Below are 17,279 nucleotides of genomic sequence, written 5' to 3'. Positions count from 1 at the left end.
GTGACCGGCGCGCACGAGGGGCGGGGTGGTCCGACACCGGCTCAGCGACTGCGGCGGGTGGGGGTGACCGGCGCGCACGAGGGGCGGGGTGGTGCAACACCGGCTCAGCGACTGCGGGCGGTGGGGGTGACCGGCGCGCACGAAGAGGTGGGGTGGTGCAACACCGGCTCAGCGACTGCGGCGGGTGGGGGTGACCGGTGCGCACGAAGGGGTGGGGTGGTTCGACACCGGCTCAGCGACCGCAGGCCGTGGGGGCCAGGGTGTGCACGAAGGGATGGGCGCGTGCTCGCCCCGGCTCGGCGGCTGCGGGCCGTGGGGTGATCCGAGCGCGCCAAGGCCGGGTCGGAGTGTGGTGCCGGCTTGGCGGCTGCGGGCTGGTGGGGTGACCGGGCGCGCGAGCGGCGCGTGGGAGTGGCGCCCGGCCTGGCGGCCACCGGCCGGTGGGGCGGGAGGGTACGTCTGGGGCTGGTGGGATCAGGTCGGGGAGGGAAGTGCGACTTTGGGACACCAAAAGCCGGGCAAAAGGGGCGGCCTGGTGTCCCAAAGTCTCCTTTTACCTCCGACAGGGGTGGGATGGGGCCGCCGAGCAGCCCCCAGCTCGACTCACCGTCCCTGACCCCTGCCCCCGGGCCTCGCTCAGCGTCACGCTGGGCGTGGGCGATGGCCGGTAGCAGACCACCACCCCCTGCCGACCTCCAGTCGGGGCCGCAGACACCGACACCGACAGGCCACACCCCACCACTTGCGCCCCGCAACCAACCGCAGCCGCTTCACCGGGGCAACACCACCTGGCAGGTCGTGGCCCGCGTCGTGGCCGGGGCGTGGATACAGCCGGTCGCCTGAAGTGTCACCGCTGGGTGCATCGCCAGCGCCCTCACCTGGTACCGCCGCTACGCCAACTGTGGCGACCCCTTATTGGCTTGCCGTCGGCGAGCCCGGCCAGATAGGAAGCTTGCATGCTAAAGGGCAGCAAGGTCGGGCTCAGGGCCCGGCACGAGGACGACATTCCGATCCTGCGGACCGAGCTCTACGACGACGTCGTCAACGGCTCGCGGGCCGAAGGCGGGCCATGGCGGCCGATCACGCCCGGCTCGAAGGATCCACGGCTCGTGGTGGACGACACGAACCAGGGGAGCGTCCCGTTCTCGGTGGTGGAGTTGGACGGCGGGACGCTGGTCGGCACCGCGACTCTGTGGGGCATCGACAACCACCACCGGGCCGCGCACATCGGGCTTGGACTGCTGCCGTCCGCCCGCGGCAAGGGCTACGGCACCGACGTGGTCGCGGTGCTGTGCTACTACGGTTTCATCGTGCGCGGCCTACAGCGGCTGCAGATCGAGACGCTGTCGGACAACGCCGCGATGCTGCGCTCCGCCGAGCGCAACGGCTTCGTCCGCGAGGGCGTGCTGCGCTCCTCGGCCTGGGTGCTGGGCGAGTTCCAGGACGAGGTACTACTCGGGCTCCTCGCCCAGGACTGGAAGCCGGACTCGAAGGCCTAGGCTGCCGCCGACACTCGAGGGGGCAGCCGAGGAGCCGACACATCTACGACCGAGCGCCGCGTGGGAGTGGCGACCGGCCTGGCGACCACCGCCGGGTGCGGGCGCGCACGTCTGGGGCTGGTGGGGTCAGGTCGAGGCGCAAAGGTGCGACTTGAGACACCCGAAGTCAGGTAACAGGGACAGCCAACCGTCTCAAAGTCTCCTCTCCGGCGGGACGCCACCCCCTCTGGTTGGGGAGCCACAGGTGCCGACAGGGGCAGGCCGCACCCCACCGCAGCGCGCAGCGACCGCCCCGCTACCGCACTGCCCCCACCCACCGCAGACGCTGAGCCGGTGTCGCACCACCCCGCGCCCCTTTCGCGCGCACCCTTGCCCCCCACCGCCCGCAGCCGCTGAGCCGGCGTCGGACCAACCCGCCCCACTCGTGCGCCCCAACGACCGGTCCGCACCCGGCACTCAAACGCTCACCGCCCCCTACCCGTCCCGCTGCCCTGCTTTCTGGGCCGCCCGGTGTACCTCGCCCTCGCGGGTCCGGGACGGGTGTCAAGGGTGGAGCGACAGCGAAATCGGCGCAGCCGACGCGACCAAAGGGAGCGCCCTTTACACCCGGCCCGGACCCGCCACCATCCGACGAACCGGGCGGCCACCGGCAACCCTCCGGTACTGGCCCACCACAACGCAGCCCCGCCCCGCCAACCCCAACCAACCCGGGGTTCAGAACTGGCGACCTGTAGGCTAGCTACTAGTCGGCCGTCGTCGGCTTCATACACGACGGGCAGCGCATCCTCACACGGGTGCGGAAGTCTCCAGTTGTCAGGAGAACTGCCCTGTCTACCGTCACAGATCCGGCGTCCCGGCACAAGCGTGCACAAAATGGCATGCCCGCACTGTCGGGTTGGCCACGCGGTGCCGCAGCGACCGGCCCGTTCGCATTGGCCATGGCAGGTACTCCCTGGTGGGCGGTGGCGATCTGCCTGGTCCTTACAGTCCTCGTCCCCGCTGCCGTCTTGCTGGTTCAGAATCTCGTCCCGGAGGAGTCCGAGCACAGACTGAATCTGTGGCGTGAAGTCCTTCGCCACCGGGAGCGCAAGCAGGGTCGTCGCCGAGGCGGTCGACGCCGGGCGGGGTGAAGCTGGGCGCCTGGCTGTTGCGCGAGTTCGACGACGCCCACAGCACCAGCGCGGGCAAGCACCCGCCGTTCGCGGACGAGTGGCACACTGTCGGCGGCCGCCGCCCGTACGCCCGCCAGGAGTACCTGGCCTGGACTACCGGACGGACCGCCACGGTAGCGCCCGCGCAATCGGATCGAGTGAAGGTAGGCAGTGTGATCACCGTGTTCGTCTGCACCGGGCAGCACCGGGGTGAGCCCCACAAGAGCCGACGGGTCGGCCGGATGAAGATCATTAATGACCATCACCTCGGCGTGGGTCTCGGAGGCCCTCGTACGAAACTGTGGCGCAGAGTGTCGGACACATCGGCGACCTACATCTTCCGCTGCCCGACGTGCAGGCTCGACATCCGCAAGAGCGGACCATGGATGAAGGCCAAGCTGGTCGGAGGCGTGTCCCGCATCGACATATCCGAACTCCTGTAGGGGCCAGCCGGAGTACGGCGGAAACGTGCCGTTGGGCAAGGGCCCGCAGGCCAGGGAGTGGTGAGCCAGTGTCAGGCTGTCGCGGTAGACCGTGCATTTACCGCGACATCGGTCGTGACGACCCACCGCTACCCTGGCCAGAGGACCCTCACCTCAGGAGAGAGCATCGTGAGACGTGCACTGCACGCATCGCCCGCCCTCAGCCCAGCGGACCGACAAAACCGTGATCAGCTGATTAAGCGTTTTCGTCGTGAGCAAGCGCGCCTCCAGTGGGAGTTCCTACAGGAGCGCAGACCTGCAGCGCCCCCAGGCTGTCGGCCGAACCCGACCGAGGAAGCCACACGGATCTGGCACCTGGAACCCACCGACAAGTCGAAGCCCATGATGCTCATGAAGCTCCTGTGCGGAGAGTGCCCGACTACACGGGCGCGACCTCCAGTCGGCGAGGTCTTCGCGACGGCTCACGGATCGTTGCTGGTGGCGATCTACGGCGGCCCCAACTCGAAAGGGACCGAGTGGTCCGGGAGCCTGCGGAGATTCCGGACGGGTCAATGGCTCGACTGCCCGCCCCGGGCTTTCGCGGCCAGGTGCGGCCGCTGCGGCCGCACCTGCATCGACAGCACAGGACGCCTCGTCGCTGAGGTCAGAGACCGGGTGGACCGGATCAGGCAGGGTGAGAAGGACAAGAAGCTCTGGGTGGTCGATGGGCGGTACTATCTCCGGAAAATGGAAACGCCTGGGCTGTAAGCCAACGCCTCGGACATTGGCACCCCGAGATCGAGCCTCATGAAAGGGGCTGGTCTCCTGTGCCCGAAAACAAGCTGGGCTGCCCGACGCGCACCGCTGTTCCGCAGCCTGCATCCGTAACAGCGGTCACGCGCCTACTGCGCTGGGTTCTGTCCACCTGGAGCCGCACTTTCCGGGTATGCCTCCTCGTCCTCGTCCTGGTCGTCCCAGTCTTGGCTTTCATTGCGTTCATGCCGGTCAAGCTGACACCCGCCGGTCTCGCCCTAGTCGGCGGGATCGGATGGCTCGCGCAGCGGCATCGCCGTGCCAAATAGAGATCAGCCGGAATACGGCCGGAACAGGCAACCGCAGTAAACGCGGACATCTGATCTTGCGAGGGAGACGCGTTCCCGCAGGTCGTCACGACCGGTGTCGCGGTGAATGCGCGGCATACCGCGACAGCCTGACACCGGCCTTGGGGACCATCGGTACAGCGGTTGGCGCCAACCGCTGTACCGATCCAGTAAGTTCCAGGGGTCTAGTCACGCCCCTGGGGCCTCCGCCCTTCTGGTATGTCATCACTCGCAGCCGACGCCGTCATTATCCGCATCCAAGTGTGGTCCGTAACCCGGGTCGCCCCTCCGCACGGGTGCTGCACCAGCCGCACGGGCTTCATCGCAGTTCTCGTAGAAGAAGGTGGCCTCACTCTCCGGGGCGGTCTGCGTCACTGTCTCGGTCACGGTGGCCGCTGGCACTGCCGGCGCGGTCCGTGTCACCGTCGCGGTTGCTGTGGGCGCAGTTGTGCGAGTCACTGTTGCCGTGGCGGTGGCTGTAGGCACCGGCTCGCCCCCATCGGGTTCCTCGTCCTGCCCCGCGAGTCCGATGCCTACACCGATGAACAGGATCGCGAGGCCACCCAGGATGGCCAGCGAAATCTTGAGGGGGCGCGGTGTGTGACGCCGTGGCTCTGGTTCGAGCCGCGGCTGCTGCGGTGGCCAGTCCGGCATGGTGGCCTCCCGGCGTTTGCGGGCAGTACGCCGTTCCCAGCGTGCGGCGGGATGGCTAAGACCGCCATTCGGCAGGAGGGACCTGGGGGCCGATACTCCGCTGGTGATCACAGACGGTCACTGGCAGGCTGGGCTCCGGGGGGAATTGGCGACAGTTGAATACACGAGCTCACCACTATCACACCCCACCCCAACCCCGCCCCACCTCGTCAAGCAGCTTCGCCACGGCGGCGCTTCGCGTAGGTGATGGTCAGGGCGGCGAGTAGAGGGCCCCACAGGAGTAGTGGGGTGTAGCAGATGTGGAACCAGGTGGCCTGCCAACCACCTGTCTCAGTGGGGAAGTTGTCTGGGAGTTGGTCGCCTGTGATCGTTGTACCCATGACCTGAGTGATGGAGGTCAAGACGGTCCACAGGAAGGTGAGAAGTGCGGCTCCGATCGCCGACGGGATGACCACCGCCCTCGTCGGGATATGACGGCCGCGCAGGATCGGCACCCAGCGCGGGAACACCTCGCCCCAGCGTGCGATCAGGCCGACCGCGGTGAAGGCGAGGACCTCGGACAGGACCGACAGGAGGACGACGTACACCTTCTCGCCGATCCCGATCCCGGCCTCGCCGTCGAACACGATGGGAAGGCGCCAGATGCTGGACGGCAGTACGGCCAACGGCACGGCATAGGCGATGAGTTGCGTACGCCGGGACACTCCGGCAACGGGTTCGTGGGCCGACCGCCACGCGGCGCGCAGGCGGGCGGCGGCCGGGGCGCTGGGCTTGGTCGGCTGTTCCGTGTGCAGGGGCGGCGGGTGCATGGGACGTCCTCGGCGTTGATCGCGGCAACTGTGGGCGGTGGGCGCCTTGGTGCCTTGTCCCTACGAAGATCGCAGCCGCCGGGTACCAGCGGATCACACCGTGGGCTGAACTCGCTCCTCCGTAGGGCTGGTGGGCCGTGCGACCGAAGGAGGAAGGGGGAGAGAGGAGAGGAGGGTGGAAGACTTCGCTTTACGCGGGTGGCGTGCGTGGTTCGTCTGGGTGTAGCGCTTCGAGGATCAGGGTCAGGCCGTAGGGGAACTCGTCGGCGTAGTCGTAGCCGGGCTTGAGGGCGTGCTCGGTGGCGAGTTCGGTGAGGTGCGGGTAGGCGTCGGCGGGCATGTCGTTCAGGATGGCGGTCGCGACCTCTTCCAGTTCCGCACCGCCCTTGAACGGCAGGCTCAGCTCCTGGAGTACGAAGCCGTACAGGTAGCTGTCGATCAGCGAGACGGCGTGCGCGGCCATCGGGACGGAGAACCCTGCGCCACGCAACGCGCCGATGACGGCGTCGTGGTGGCGCAAGGTCGCCGGGCCGGGTCGGGTGCGGGAGTCCATCAGGGCGACGGCCCACGGGTGGCGGCGGATTGCGGCACGGGCGGAGTCCGCGCGGTGGCGCATGGCGCTCCTCCAGTCCGTGTCGCGCGGCGGCAGGTCGATCTCGGCGAACACCGCGTCCACCATGCCGTCGAGGATGTCCTCCCGGCCCGCGACGTGGTGGTACAGCGACATCGCTTCGACGCCCAGCGGTTCGGCGATGGCCCGCATGGTCAGCGCGGCCGATCCCTTCTCGTCCGCCACCGCCACCGCCGTACGAATCACGCGCTCGCGACTCAGCGGTGCGCGGGCCTTGCCTGCCTGGCTCATCTGGCTCATCTGGGGCTCCCTCCGGTTCGCTCCCCTTGACCGCCTTACAGCATAAGGTTAGCTTCTTACCTACCTGGCCTTACAAAGTAAGGTCAGGTAGGTAAGTGTCAGTGTCAGTGTCAGCATTCCGGCGAAGGGGCTGCGCAAATGAGCACGGATCGCGCGAAGAAGGTCTGCATCATCGGGGCTTCGGGGAAGCTCGGGCAGTACATGGTCCGGCACGCGCTCGAACGCGGGTACGAGGTCGTCGGCGTGTGCCGGGAGCGCAGCGTGCCGAAGCTGGCCGCGTACGAAGACCGGATGACCATCGTCCCCGGACCCACGAACGACCCGGACGTGATCCGGCGCGCGGTCGACGGATGCGACGGGGTGCTGACGGTGTTGGTGCCCTGGGGTGTGCGGCAGTACGCGTCGGGCACGGCGCAGGCGGTACTCGACCATGCGCGGCCGGGCGCACGGCTGGTCTTCTCCTGCGGCTGGCACATCACGCGTGACGGCGGGGATACGTACTCGCGGATGTTCCGGGCGGGCGTCTGGCTCGCCGCGCGGCTGGGCAAGCTGGTCCGCGCCGTTGAGATCGACGACCAAGTGGAGGCGTGCCGCAGGGTGTTCGCTAGCGACACCCGGTGGACCGTGGTGCGGGGCAGCAGTCTGGAGGAGGGGGCGAGTCAGGGCCTGCCCGTGTGGAGCCGACGTGTGGGCGACCCGGTGCTAGCCAGCGATCTGACTCGGCGTGTGGACTTCGCGCTGTTCATGGTGGAGGCGCTCACCGACGACTCGCTCGTCCAGGAGGCCCCAGCGATCGTCGGCTGCCGCACTCCCAGCGCCCTCGCCCACGGCCACGGCCACGGCCATACGCACGGCCACAGCCACAGCCACGGCCACGCCGAGTCGCACACTCACACCACGGAATGACTGCGTCCGCACGGGCGTACGAGGCAAGCTCCAGGTGGGCAGGACGGGGCCCCCGCCTGTTCTTCCTCCCTCCTCCCTCCTTTTCTCCTGGAGCGTCCGGTGTCGTTGCGAGAAGTCCCCCTCCCCCTCACCCCGCAAGAGGCTGCCTCCGGCACCGTCCGCAACGTCTCGCTAGGGAGCGGCGACACCACGAAGGTCCGTATCCCGCCCGTCCGGCACGGGCAACTCATCCGCGCTCACGTCGGCGGCACCGAGGTGCTCCTGCGCATACAGATCCCCGAGGTCCCGGCCCCGCCGCGCCAGAACGCGGCCGCGGCCTCGCCCCAGGGGACGCAGCGGACACAACAGACGCAGCGGACGCAGAAGAAGGGGTCACGCTTAGCTGGTGTCGGCGGATGCCTGCTGGTGCTGGGAGTTTTCGGCGGCCTGATCTACGGCCTCGTGCAGCTGACCAGCTCGGACAGCTCCACCACCGGCAGCTCGGCACCCTCCGTTACCGGCAGCTCGGCACCCTCCACCACCGAGCCCGCCGACCCAACGGAGACGACGGAACCCACCGACCCCGGCCTCTCCTCCCCCGAGAGCAGCGCGGAAGCCCCCGTCCCAGACGCCCCCGCCCCGGACGCCCCCGCCCCCGACACCTCCAGCGCCGACACCTCCAGCGAGGCGCCCAGCCCCTACGACCAGGGCACCTGCCTCAACGGAAGGCTGCCGGACTCGACGACAGCGCAGAGCGTCAGCGGCGTCGACGAAGTCCCCTGCTCGGCGTCCGACGCGCACTACCGGGTGATCAAGACCTTCCCTCTGACCTCGGACCTGAGCCGCTGCCGGGCCGTCCCCAACACGCAGTACGCGTTCTCGCACCGCTACACCCTCAACGGAGCGACCATCAACGAGTACGTGTACTGCCTAGTCGGCCTCGGCTCCTACGCGCGCTAGCGCTAGCCTTCCAGCGCGCCCAGTTGCCGCATCAGGCCCATGGTGTCCAGGTTCCACCAGCTCTCGGCAATCAGTCCGCCCTCGCAGCGGAAGGTCGCCTGGGCGGGTCCTGTGACGTCCCGGTTGGTGGCCGCGATGCCCTGGAAGTCGCCGGTGTGCTTGCCCTTCAAGGAAAGCCGCACGCACACGAGGTCGCCCTCGGCGATCATGCTCTCGACTGTGGCCTGGGGCGCGAAGGCCCGCAGCGCCTCCTCTCGCTCCGGCTTGACCTGTTCGAGACTGAGGTCGTACGACGACAGGGACGGGTCGTGCTCGCGGTAGTCCGCCGTACACAGCGCGTCCGCGGCGTCCACGTTGCCGCCGTTCAGGACCTCGTCGAAGAACCGCTGCACCATTTCCTTGTTGAGCTGCTCGTCCCGTACGACATCCAGATCCGTGAAGGACGGCATCTCGTCACACAGCGCCACCATCTCTTGGAAGTACCGGTCGGTCTCCGGAAGGTTCGAGTTCCGCATCGCCTCCTCGTACGAGGGGAACTCCACGATCTCCACCACATGCGACATGTCGCTACGGTCCTGGCCCATGATCGCGTGGGTGGCGGTGCGCTTGCCCTTGGTGGCCTCCGCCCAGCTGTCGAGCACACGGTTCAGCTCGTCGAGGCGGCTTGTCTTGCAGTCGATGACCTGCACGAATGTCATGACGCTCATCTCCCATAGTGCTGGAGCGTCCCCGCACTCCTTCAGGCTATGCCCGTCCCTACGCCGTGTCGCGGCGCGGATCAGCGCGGATCAGCGCGGACCGGCCGAGGTGCCTCCGAGGCGGCAGTCGGCTCGTAGGAGCTGGTGCGGTAGCGGCTGCGGAACTCGGCCAGGAGCTCGTCGGTCGCCTCGGCGCCCGCGCTCACGGCGGCGTGGACGTCACGGAAGTAGTCCTCGTAGCCAGCGGGTGTGTAGAGGCAGAGCGCGCGTGCGGGGGCCTGGCCCGCGTTGCGGAAGCCGTGTGGGGTGCCGCGCGTGGCGGCCAGCAGGTGACCGGGACCAGCTGTGATCTCGCCGTCTCCGGTGTGCAGCGTCAACTCGCCCTCAAGGACGTAGAAGTACTCATCGTGTCCGTCGTGCACATGCGGTCTGGCGCCTATGGTGCCGGGCGCGAGGGTGAACTCCTCGAAGGCGAAGTGGCCGCCCGTGTGCTCGCCGGTGAGCCGGAAGAAGTGCTCGACTCCGGCGACGTCGATGAATTCGCCGTCCCCGGGGCGCCGCAGCAGTGGACGGACGGGCTTCTGGGCCTGAGTCTGGGCCTGGGCCTGGGCCTGGACCTGAGTACGGCTACGGGTCTGGGGTTGATCAGTCATGGCCGCATTGTGGCCCAACCCGCCGGGACCACACCCGCAAGAAAGCCAACCCCACAAGCCCCAGAAAGGGTGACATAGAGGGACCATTTAGGTGGGATGGCGCCGTGGGGGTACGGCCAGCGCACGTGCGAGGTAGGGATGCGCTAGCCAGCCATCCCGCCGATCTTGGTCGGCACCCCTCTCTTCACGCGGACGTGCTGCGATGACAGCGACAGCCAAACCCAAACGCAAACCCAAAGCGACAGCGACAGCGAGCAGAACCGAGAAGCGGCCCCGCCACCGGGCCCTCGCCCCCGCCCTCGCCGCAGCGTGCGCGCTCGCCCTCGGCGCGGCGGCGGGTTGCGGCGGCGGCCAGCCACCGGGGACACCCGGCCCGGAGGCGTCAGAGGCGCCGGAGGCCTCGGAGCCAAGGTCACCAGGCCCGAGCACACCAAGCACACCGACCACACCGAAGACGCCCCAGCCGAAAACGACAGAAGAGCCCAGCACACCAGACAAGGCAACGACAAAGACGTCCCCCTTCACGGGCCTGCCCGGCACCCCAGGCCAGGTCCTAGCCGTCAAGTTCGACAACGCGTCCAAGGCCCGACCCCACACCGGCCTCGACAAGGCCGACATCGTCTACGTCGAGAAGGTCGAGTACGGCCTGAGCCGCCTCATGGGCGTGTACGCGACCGGGGCCGAGGCCGAGCGCCCCGCGTCCGTCGGCCCAGTGCGCAGCGTCCGGGAGTCCGACGTGGAGCTGCTCCGCCAGTTCGGGCGGCCCGCGCTCGCCTACTCCGGGGTCCGTAGCGCCTTGAAGGAGTTCCTCAGCAAGGCCCCGATCGAGGCCCGCCCGAACGGCGAGACCCGAGGCGCCTACTTCCGCGACACCAGTCGCCCCGCTCCGCACAACCTCTACGTCCGCCCCGACGCGGTCCTGAAGTCCGCGCCGAACGCCAGCCGCGCCGCCGACATCGGCTTCTGCTTCGACGACGAGGCGCCGGAGGGCGGCACCCCGGCCGCCGAGCGCACGGTGCGCTACCGCTCGGCCAGCCATACGTTCCGGTGGGCGCCGTCCACCGAGCGCTGGCAGGTGTCGTTCGACGGGGCCCCGGCCCGGGACACGGGCGGCAAGCAGCTGAGCGCCCCCACCATCGTGATCCAGCACGTGGACATGCCGCTGTCCAAGTACAAGGACGTCAACGGCGAAGCGACGCCGTACATCAACACCGTAGGCAGCGGCGACGCGACGGTGCTGCGCGACGGCAAGGCGTACGAGACAAAGTGGCAGCGGCCGACGGCGGAGTCCGGCACGACGTTCACGCAGCGGAACAACGGCGAGCGGATGCCGTTCGCGCCCGGCCAGGTGTGGGTGGTGTACGCGGACCGCTGACCCCCGCGCGCACACGAATGCGCCCCACGCACACACGAATGACCCCGCGCACACACGAAGGGGCTGGGCGGCAACGGAAGTCACGGCCCAGCCCCTCTAGCGGCGGCGGCGAGGCCGCGTCACGCGACGGCGGTCCCCTCCAGCTCGACCATCAGGCTGGGGACCGCCAGCCGTGACACCCCGAGCACCGTGCTGGCGGGCCTCACCCCGGCGGCGCCCAACCGCGCCCCCAGCACGCCGTAGTGCTGGAAGAGCAGATCGACGTCGGTGGTGTAGACGTTGAGCCGGACGAGGTTCGCCAGCGACATACCGGCCTCGCCGAGCACGGCCTCCAGGTTGTCCAGGCTCAGCGCCAACTGCGCCGCCATGTCGCCGTCATGCTGGGGTTTGCCGTCGCCGCTGGTCGCGGTCTGCCCGGCGCAGTACAGGGTCCGGGTCTGCCCGGAGACGACCTCACCCTGGTTGAAGCCAAACTCCTCCGACCACGACCACGGGTTGACCGTCGTTCGCTCCACAGCCACATCAGCTCCATTCGATTCATCGACAGCACGCACGTACGCACGTACGCACGTCCATCGGCTCGCTAGCCGTCGATCTTGACGTCGTAGGGAGAGCCTGCCAACAAAGCACGACACCCTCTGTCACGTATTCCGCTAGGGTTTTTGTGTGCGTGCCGACCGGTTGGTCTCCCTGGTGCTGTTGCTGCGCCAGCGCGGGCGGCTGTCCGCGGCCACGCTGGCCCGCGAGTTGGAGGTTTCCACCCGCACCGTGCTGCGCGACATCGAGGCGCTGTCCGCGGCCGGGGTCCCGGTCTACACCGAACGCGGACGGCACGGCGGTTTCGCGTTGTTGCCCGGTTTCCAGACCGAGCTGACCGGGCTGAGCCACGATGAGGCGCTCGCGCTGCTGGTCGCCGGATCGCGGCGCGGCGCGCAGGTGTTCGGCCTTGGCTCGGCGCTCGCTTCGGCCATGCTCAAGGTGGTGGACGCGCTGCCCGAAGGCAATCGGCACACGGCGGCGGGTGCGGCCCAGCGACTCCTCATCGACCCGGAGATCGACCTCCTCTCGCGCCGCGTGGTCGCTGAGGAGGTACCCGACGCGATCGTGGCCGAGGTTCGGCGCGCGGTGTTCACCGGACGCAAGCTGCGCATCCACTACGCGGCCGTGGACCAGACCCCGAAGTGGCGCACGGTAGACCCGATCGGCCTGGTCACCGTACGAGACCAGGGCTACTTGCTGGCTACGAGGTCCGGCGCGGACCGCACCTACCGTCTGTCCCGGGTGCTGGCCGCAAAGGAACTCGACGAACCCGCACAGCGACCGGACCAGGTCGACCTGGACCGGGCCTGGCAGGAACGCAGCACGCGATTTCGGAACGGCGGCGACCAAGTCGCCGTGGTCGTACGGGTGAACCCGGTGCGGCGGCAGGAACTGGCGGGCACTGCACTGGCCGTCCTCGTCGAAGAACCCGAAGAACCCGAAGAAGGCGAAGAAGCCGGGAACGTCGACGCGGACGGCTGGCTGCGGATGCAGGTGACCTTCCAGGATGCACGTCACGCCGAAGGGGTGCTGTGGCAGCTCGCCACGGACGCGGAGGCCCTGGCCCCGCAGTGGTTGCGCGCCGCCCTGCGCGACCGAGCCGCCGCGATCGCCGCCCGCTACGGAGTGCCGTCCTGAGAGAGTCGTCGCCTGGTGCGGACGGACCCCCGCCCCGGGATACCTCCAGCACCGGCCCAGCACCGGCCCAGCACCGGCCCAGCGCCAGGATGACCGTTGGCCGCCGTCAGCAGGTCAGGTCCCTGCCGCGGAGGCTGCGCCACGTCTGCGGGCCGATGATGCCGTCGGCCTTCAGCCTGGCACTGTGCTGGTACATCGTGGTCGCGCCCATCGACCTCTTGCCGAAGATGCCGTCGACCTTCCCGACGGGGCACCTGCGGGCGGACAGCAGGCACTGGGCTTCCCGGGCCGCCGAACCCGTCGACCCGTAGGTGACGGTGGCCGTCATGGTCTTGGTGTAGCCGAACGTCACGAACGGCTTCTTGCTGACGGTGAAGAGGCGAGGCTTGCAGGAACCGGGGCTGGCGCCGTTCGCCAGCACCCGGAGCTCGTCCAGCTCATCGGACGTCGGCTCGCTCGCCTCCCCAGCCGGCTGCTCGGACGTCTTGGTCTTGGCCTTGTCCTCGGCCTTGTCGGCCGCCGTGTCCGCATCGCCGCCGCACCCGGCCAGCACGGCTCCGAGCATGGCAGCGCTCGCGGTGGCGAGTCCGGCGCGCTTGAGTGTGTTGTTCATGAGTCCCCCGAGGTGTGAGATGTGGCCAAGCTGGTTGAACCTTGCATGAACGCATCAACGAAGGTGCCAGCAGGGCCGGTTCACTGGCAAGGGGCAGCAGTCACGCACAACGCAACAGTGACCGCCGTGACGGCCTCGTGACGCCTCGGCGGTCCTCAGTGACGGGTGTCGGAGGTCTCGCGTGCCGCGAGTACCTCGGTGATGTGCTCCTCGGCCCAGTCACCCGAAGTTCACCTCGGTGCGCCTCGGTGCGCCTCGGCGGCAGCACCAACGGGGACCACGCGGACCACATCCAGCTCAGCGAGGGCGACGGCGCGTGGTGGGTCGCCCCTGACAACGCCGACGAGGGCTCCGGGACCGGCGCCCCCACCTCGGACACGAGCAGGCCGTCCTCAAGTCGCCCAGCTCACTTCCGGCCACGCCCTGCCCCCTGCGTGTCACGCCCGGAAAGGACGACCGCTCGCTGTAGCCCGTAGCGGAGTCCAGTGGGGCGGTGCGGCATCAAGGTCCCGTTGGCACGGCCGACGGTTGCCACTCCCGCCTGATCAACCCGAACACCCAGGTGTCGGATACCTCGCCGTTCACGACGCACTCTTCCCGCAACGTCCCTTCACGCAGGAATCCGAGCTTCTCCAGCACCCGGGCAGATGCCCCGTTGCGCGTATCCGTCTCGGCCTGGACTCGATTCAGGTCCAGTGTGGTAAATGCCCACCGCAGCAAGGCATGCGCGGCCTCGGTCGCGTAGCCGTGGCCCCACAGCGCATCGTCGAGGCAGTAGCCCAACGATGCGCTGCGGTAGACCGGGTCCCAGCTGGTCAGACCGCACCAGCCGACGAAGGCCCCGTCAGAAGCACGGTCGATGGCCACCCGCGCCCCGGTGCCTTCGTCCGCCATCTTCCGGCACATCGCGACGAAGCGATCGGCGCGGGCCCGCTCCTTCCACGGCGGGGAGTCCCAGTAGCGCATCACGTAAGCGCCGCTGTGCAGCGCGAACAGGGGGTCCGCGTCGGCGTCGGTGAAGGGGCGCAGGCGCAGGCGAGCGGTGTGCAGTACGGGGGTGGCCAAGGTCATGCACACCATCTTGTGTCCTCATGGACGGGCGGAGCACCGAATATCCGATCCCGGTCCGGTCCGGCATGCACGCGTGTGTCCCGTACGGGCGATCCCCCGTACGGGACACACGACCAAGCCAACCGCCACCCATACCTGAGGGACCTGCCACGGGACGACCGGCGGCCAAGCCCCATACGGGTGGCGGCAGCTGGCTGACGGCCGGATCCCTCCGGGCCAGCCTCCTACGCGTCGGCCGGGCGGTGCGGGGCGCGGCGCATCGCCCACACCGTCGGGCCACCTCCGGGCAGTTGTACCTCCGCGAGCACGGTGAAGCCGAAGTGCTCGTAGACGGGGACGTTGGACGGCTTGGAGGACTCCAGGTACGTGGGCAGACCCGCCGCGTCCGCCTTGGCCAGTCCCGAGCGCAGCAGGGCGGCCCCTTGCCCCTGGCCCTGGACGGCGGGGTCGGCGCCGATGACCGCGAGGTACCAGTGCGGTTCCTGCGGTGCGTGCTTGGCCGCCTCCTGCACGGTGTCCCGGAACAGCTGAGCCCGCTCGCCGAGGATGCTCTGAAGCTCCTGGAGGGTCTCCGCGTCGGGCACGGCCTTGTCCCCAGCCCCCGGGGGTACCCAGAACGCCGCCGCGTCGTCGGTGCGCTCGCACACGCCGTGATGGACGTACTGCCGGGCGAAGATGGTGCTGAAGTAGCGGCCCAACGCGGCCTCGCGCGAGGCGTCGTCGGGGAAGAACCAGCGCATCATCAGGTCGTCGTCGAAGGCGCGGGCCAGGATCTGGCTAACCAGTGGAGCGTCATCGACCGTTGTTGCTATCGGCATCGACATACGCGTCATTCTGCACCCGACGATCTTGAACGGCGGGGCAGGGGGTATCAGACCGCCTCAGTCCACTTCAGTCCACGTCAGTCGAGGAAACGAAGCAGCACGGCAGCCTCCGCGCGCAGCCGCGCGACTCGATCAGCGTGCGCGGGCGAACTCAACTGCCGTGCCGCGTCCAGCCGTTCGGTGGCCTCGGCGCGCACGATCTCCGCCACACCGCACTCGCTCAGCTCACGTCGCGCCGCCTCGGTGGCACCGGCGCCGACCGGTGACTCTTCGAGGGCCACGCCGCGCGACTCGGCTTCACCCACGGGCGCCGCCTCCGCGTTGTCCAGCGCGGCAAGCGTCGCGCGCAGGGCGCTCACCGCGGCCTTGTCGCGGGCGCGCATCGCTTCCGGGAGTGCTTGACGCATACGGACACGTAGGGACATGCCCGGACCCTACGGCCGTACCCCAGGCTCCACAACGGGATATCCCTCCAGCACCAGGTCGCACCAGGGCGCACCAGGGCGCACCCGGTTGGTCACCGCCGGACAGCACGTGAGCTGTGTCGCTTTGACACCGACACCAGCGCCCCCTTCTCCGCCTCCACCCACCATTGGGTCGATCTCCCGGACGGTTCCCTTCTCGACCGGAACCGCACGCTCCGCAACTTGATCAGGTCAAGTGGCCCATGGCTTTCAGACAGCGACGAACCAACACGGCTGTCCGTACATCACCACGTGTAGACACGATCACAACCAGCCGCTCGTCCACCGAAGGAAGCACATGCCCAGACGCATGTTCCGCTTACAGGCCATAGGTGCCGTAGCACTGGCATTCACAGTCGCAGCCATCTCGGCTCCAGCCACCCAGGCGGAAGAGTCCGTAGCGGGGCCATCGGCTTCTGACGTCGCAGAGTTCGCGGAGATCGCGGACACTTATCTACAAAAGCGCGCCGACGCCGTGACCGCAGTCGGCACGAAACGTCGCGTACTCTCCGCACCAACCGACGTCACGAGGTCTCTGACTGAAGAGCTGGAGGACGACTTCACCTCCTTAGCCGATCAGGGCAGAGGTCGACCCCTCTGGTCCCGCCCCGACCACACAGCTCACCGAGCCCATCAATGAGGCTGCGCCGGATTCGGAAGACGAAGGCGGAAAGGAACCTTCGGCTCACACCACTCCCGGTTCTGGGTCGGCGCATGAGATAAAGGCCGACGCCTCGTACAACTACGGCAAGATGGCCGCGTACGCGGACAAGCACTGGAAGAAGTCCAATTCCTCCTACCGCGTATACGGGAATGACTGCACCAATTTCATCTCGCAGGCTATGCGCGCCGGCGGGTGGAAGATGACATCCGGGAGCTTCTCATCCCGCAAGAGCAACAAGAAATGGTTCTACGCAAGCAAGACATGGACGACTAGCTATACCTGGGCTGGGGCAGAGAACTGGTACTGGTTCGCAGTCAAGCATTCCAAACGGACCAAGCCCCTCAACAACGTCTGGAAGCTGCTCAAAGCCGACGTCCTCCAGGCGGACTGGAAGAAGGACGGTACGCACACCGCACATGACCTCCACCAAGGGAGATAAGGCCATGAAGGAGAAGTCTCTTCTCTTGTCTGCGGTGGGGGCCTGTGTTCTGCTTGCAGGCTGCTCCCAGGGCGACACCTCCACTGGCTCCCGCACGGAGCAGGACACTGCCAAGGCGTACGTAGCGGCTCTGAACGCCAGTGACGTTGACGCTCTCGCGAAGCTCGCCCCGACTGGACATCAGGGCGCCACAAGAGAGGCCCAGGAGATCATCGCCGCCGACAGCGGACGGGACCTGAAGATCGAGAGCGTCCGCGTGTCACACGACTTCGGGCCCAATGTGGCAAGCACCCACGTCACCGCCACCGACCATCAGGGCAAACCCTTCAGCACGTACATCCAGATGTCCCGTGACGACGACAATTGGGTCATCGTGCTGGGGCAGGCACCAGGTTTCGGCGAGGACGGCAAGAGCCCCTCATCCACCGACAAGCGGGGGTAGGGCCGGGC

18 protein-coding genes are annotated in these 17,279 nt (G+C 68.4%); 8 read left to right on the top strand and 10 right to left on the bottom strand.

Going from position 1 to position 17,279, the window contains the following annotated elements; all coding sequences use genetic code 11:
- The first annotated feature begins 956 nt into the window (after window positions 1-956).
- Together GCN81_RS08905 and GCN81_RS08900 are read left to right on the top strand one after the other, a co-directional pair.
- Window positions 957-1,499: a GNAT family N-acetyltransferase gene (locus GCN81_RS08905; RefSeq protein WP_156723407.1), complete on the top strand. Its 543-nt coding sequence runs from the start codon at window positions 957-959 to the stop codon at window positions 1,497-1,499.
- Between the two features lie 1,126 nt (window positions 1,500-2,625).
- The gene (locus GCN81_RS08900) at window positions 2,626-3,093 is read left to right on the top strand and encodes a hypothetical protein (RefSeq protein WP_156723405.1); all 468 of its coding nucleotides are present in this window, start codon (window positions 2,626-2,628) and stop codon (window positions 3,091-3,093) included.
- 1,304 nt (window positions 3,094-4,397) lie between these two features.
- Here the strand turns inward: GCN81_RS08900 and GCN81_RS08895 are convergent.
- From GCN81_RS08895 to GCN81_RS08885, 3 genes are all read right to left on the bottom strand, one after another.
- Complete coding sequence (locus GCN81_RS08895) at window positions 4,398-4,826, bottom strand: excalibur calcium-binding domain-containing protein (RefSeq protein WP_156723403.1); 429 nt, start codon at window positions 4,824-4,826, stop codon at window positions 4,398-4,400.
- 209 nt (window positions 4,827-5,035) lie between these two features.
- Window positions 5,036-5,635 (bottom strand): hypothetical protein, encoded by a 600-nt coding sequence (locus GCN81_RS08890; protein ID WP_156723401.1) that lies wholly within the window; start codon window positions 5,633-5,635, stop codon window positions 5,036-5,038.
- A 190-nt stretch (window positions 5,636-5,825) separates the two neighbouring features.
- Window positions 5,826-6,506 (bottom strand): TetR/AcrR family transcriptional regulator, encoded by a 681-nt coding sequence (locus tag GCN81_RS08885; RefSeq protein ID WP_407697952.1) that lies wholly within the window; start codon window positions 6,504-6,506, stop codon window positions 5,826-5,828.
- Between the two features lie 138 nt (window positions 6,507-6,644).
- Here GCN81_RS08885 and GCN81_RS08880 point away from each other — a divergent pair, with 138 nt between their 5' ends.
- Both GCN81_RS08880 and GCN81_RS08875 read left to right on the top strand, forming a co-directional pair.
- Window positions 6,645-7,412, top strand: a complete 768-nt coding sequence (locus tag GCN81_RS08880) for an NAD(P)-dependent oxidoreductase (RefSeq protein ID WP_156723399.1) — start codon at window positions 6,645-6,647, stop codon at window positions 7,410-7,412.
- Window positions 7,413-7,511: 99 nt separating this feature from the next.
- Window positions 7,512-8,351 carry an LppU/SCO3897 family protein gene (locus GCN81_RS08875; protein ID WP_156723397.1) on the top strand — a complete coding sequence of 280 codons (840 nt, stop codon included), beginning with the start codon at window positions 7,512-7,514 and terminating at the stop codon, window positions 8,349-8,351.
- 2 nt (window positions 8,352-8,353) lie between these two features.
- On the opposite strand, the gene GCN81_RS08870 is transcribed toward GCN81_RS08875, so the two are convergent.
- Both GCN81_RS08870 and GCN81_RS08865 read right to left on the bottom strand, forming a co-directional pair.
- The gene (locus GCN81_RS08870; RefSeq protein WP_156723395.1) at window positions 8,354-9,049 is read right to left on the bottom strand and encodes an ester cyclase; all 696 of its coding nucleotides are present in this window, start codon (window positions 9,047-9,049) and stop codon (window positions 8,354-8,356) included.
- 80 nt (window positions 9,050-9,129) lie between these two features.
- Window positions 9,130-9,702 carry a cupin domain-containing protein gene (locus GCN81_RS08865; RefSeq protein ID WP_197287534.1) on the bottom strand — a complete coding sequence of 191 codons (573 nt, stop codon included), beginning with the start codon at window positions 9,700-9,702 and terminating at the stop codon, window positions 9,130-9,132.
- Between the two features lie 202 nt (window positions 9,703-9,904).
- On the opposite strand from GCN81_RS08865, the gene GCN81_RS08860 reads away from it, so the two are divergent.
- Window positions 9,905-11,077, top strand: coding sequence for a DUF3048 domain-containing protein (locus tag GCN81_RS08860; RefSeq protein ID WP_156723391.1), 1,173 nt, complete (start codon window positions 9,905-9,907; stop codon window positions 11,075-11,077).
- 119 nt (window positions 11,078-11,196) lie between these two features.
- Here the strand turns inward: GCN81_RS08860 and GCN81_RS08855 are convergent, their stop codons facing one another.
- Window positions 11,197-11,592 carry a RidA family protein gene (locus GCN81_RS08855; protein WP_156723456.1) on the bottom strand — a complete coding sequence of 132 codons (396 nt, stop codon included), beginning with the start codon at window positions 11,590-11,592 and terminating at the stop codon, window positions 11,197-11,199.
- Window positions 11,593-11,743: 151 nt separating this feature from the next.
- On the opposite strand from GCN81_RS08855, the gene GCN81_RS08850 reads away from it, so the two are divergent.
- A complete protein-coding gene (locus GCN81_RS08850; RefSeq protein ID WP_156723389.1) occupies window positions 11,744-12,754 on the top strand; it encodes a helix-turn-helix transcriptional regulator in 1,011 nt (336 codons plus the stop codon).
- A gap of 106 nt (window positions 12,755-12,860) precedes the next feature.
- On the opposite strand, the gene GCN81_RS08845 is transcribed toward GCN81_RS08850, so the two are convergent.
- The 4 genes from GCN81_RS08845 to GCN81_RS08830 all read right to left on the bottom strand — a co-directional run bounded on the left by GCN81_RS08845 (window position 12,861) and on the right by GCN81_RS08830 (window position 15,645).
- Complete coding sequence (locus GCN81_RS08845; protein ID WP_156723387.1) at window positions 12,861-13,367, bottom strand: peptidoglycan-binding domain-containing protein; 507 nt, start codon at window positions 13,365-13,367, stop codon at window positions 12,861-12,863.
- Between the two features lie 501 nt (window positions 13,368-13,868).
- Window positions 13,869-14,438 carry a GNAT family N-acetyltransferase gene (locus GCN81_RS08840; RefSeq protein ID WP_156723386.1) on the bottom strand — a complete coding sequence of 190 codons (570 nt, stop codon included), beginning with the start codon at window positions 14,436-14,438 and terminating at the stop codon, window positions 13,869-13,871.
- Between the two features lie 224 nt (window positions 14,439-14,662).
- Window positions 14,663-15,271, bottom strand: coding sequence for a GNAT family N-acetyltransferase (locus tag GCN81_RS08835; RefSeq protein ID WP_156723384.1), 609 nt, complete (start codon window positions 15,269-15,271; stop codon window positions 14,663-14,665).
- Between the two features lie 68 nt (window positions 15,272-15,339).
- On the bottom strand, window positions 15,340-15,645 hold the full coding sequence (locus GCN81_RS08830; RefSeq protein ID WP_156723454.1) for a GatB/YqeY domain-containing protein: 306 nt from the start codon (window positions 15,643-15,645) through the stop codon (window positions 15,340-15,342).
- 656 nt (window positions 15,646-16,301) lie between these two features.
- On the opposite strand from GCN81_RS08830, the gene GCN81_RS32955 reads away from it, so the two are divergent.
- Both GCN81_RS32955 and GCN81_RS08820 read left to right on the top strand, forming a co-directional pair.
- Window positions 16,302-16,829, top strand: coding sequence for an amidase domain-containing protein (locus tag GCN81_RS32955; protein WP_407697953.1), 528 nt, complete (start codon window positions 16,302-16,304; stop codon window positions 16,827-16,829).
- The gene (locus tag GCN81_RS08820; RefSeq protein ID WP_156723380.1) at window positions 16,807-17,271 is read left to right on the top strand and encodes a nuclear transport factor 2 family protein; all 465 of its coding nucleotides are present in this window, start codon (window positions 16,807-16,809) and stop codon (window positions 17,269-17,271) included. The genes GCN81_RS32955 and GCN81_RS08820 overlap by 23 nt, the downstream gene beginning before the upstream one ends.
- Window positions 17,272-17,279 lie beyond the last annotated feature (8 nt).

This window comes from Streptomyces apocyni, from assembly GCF_009739465.1.
Classification (GTDB): domain Bacteria; phylum Actinomycetota; class Actinomycetes; order Streptomycetales; family Streptomycetaceae; genus Streptomyces; species Streptomyces apocyni.
This window is presented reverse-complemented; position numbering and strand designations above follow the sequence as displayed.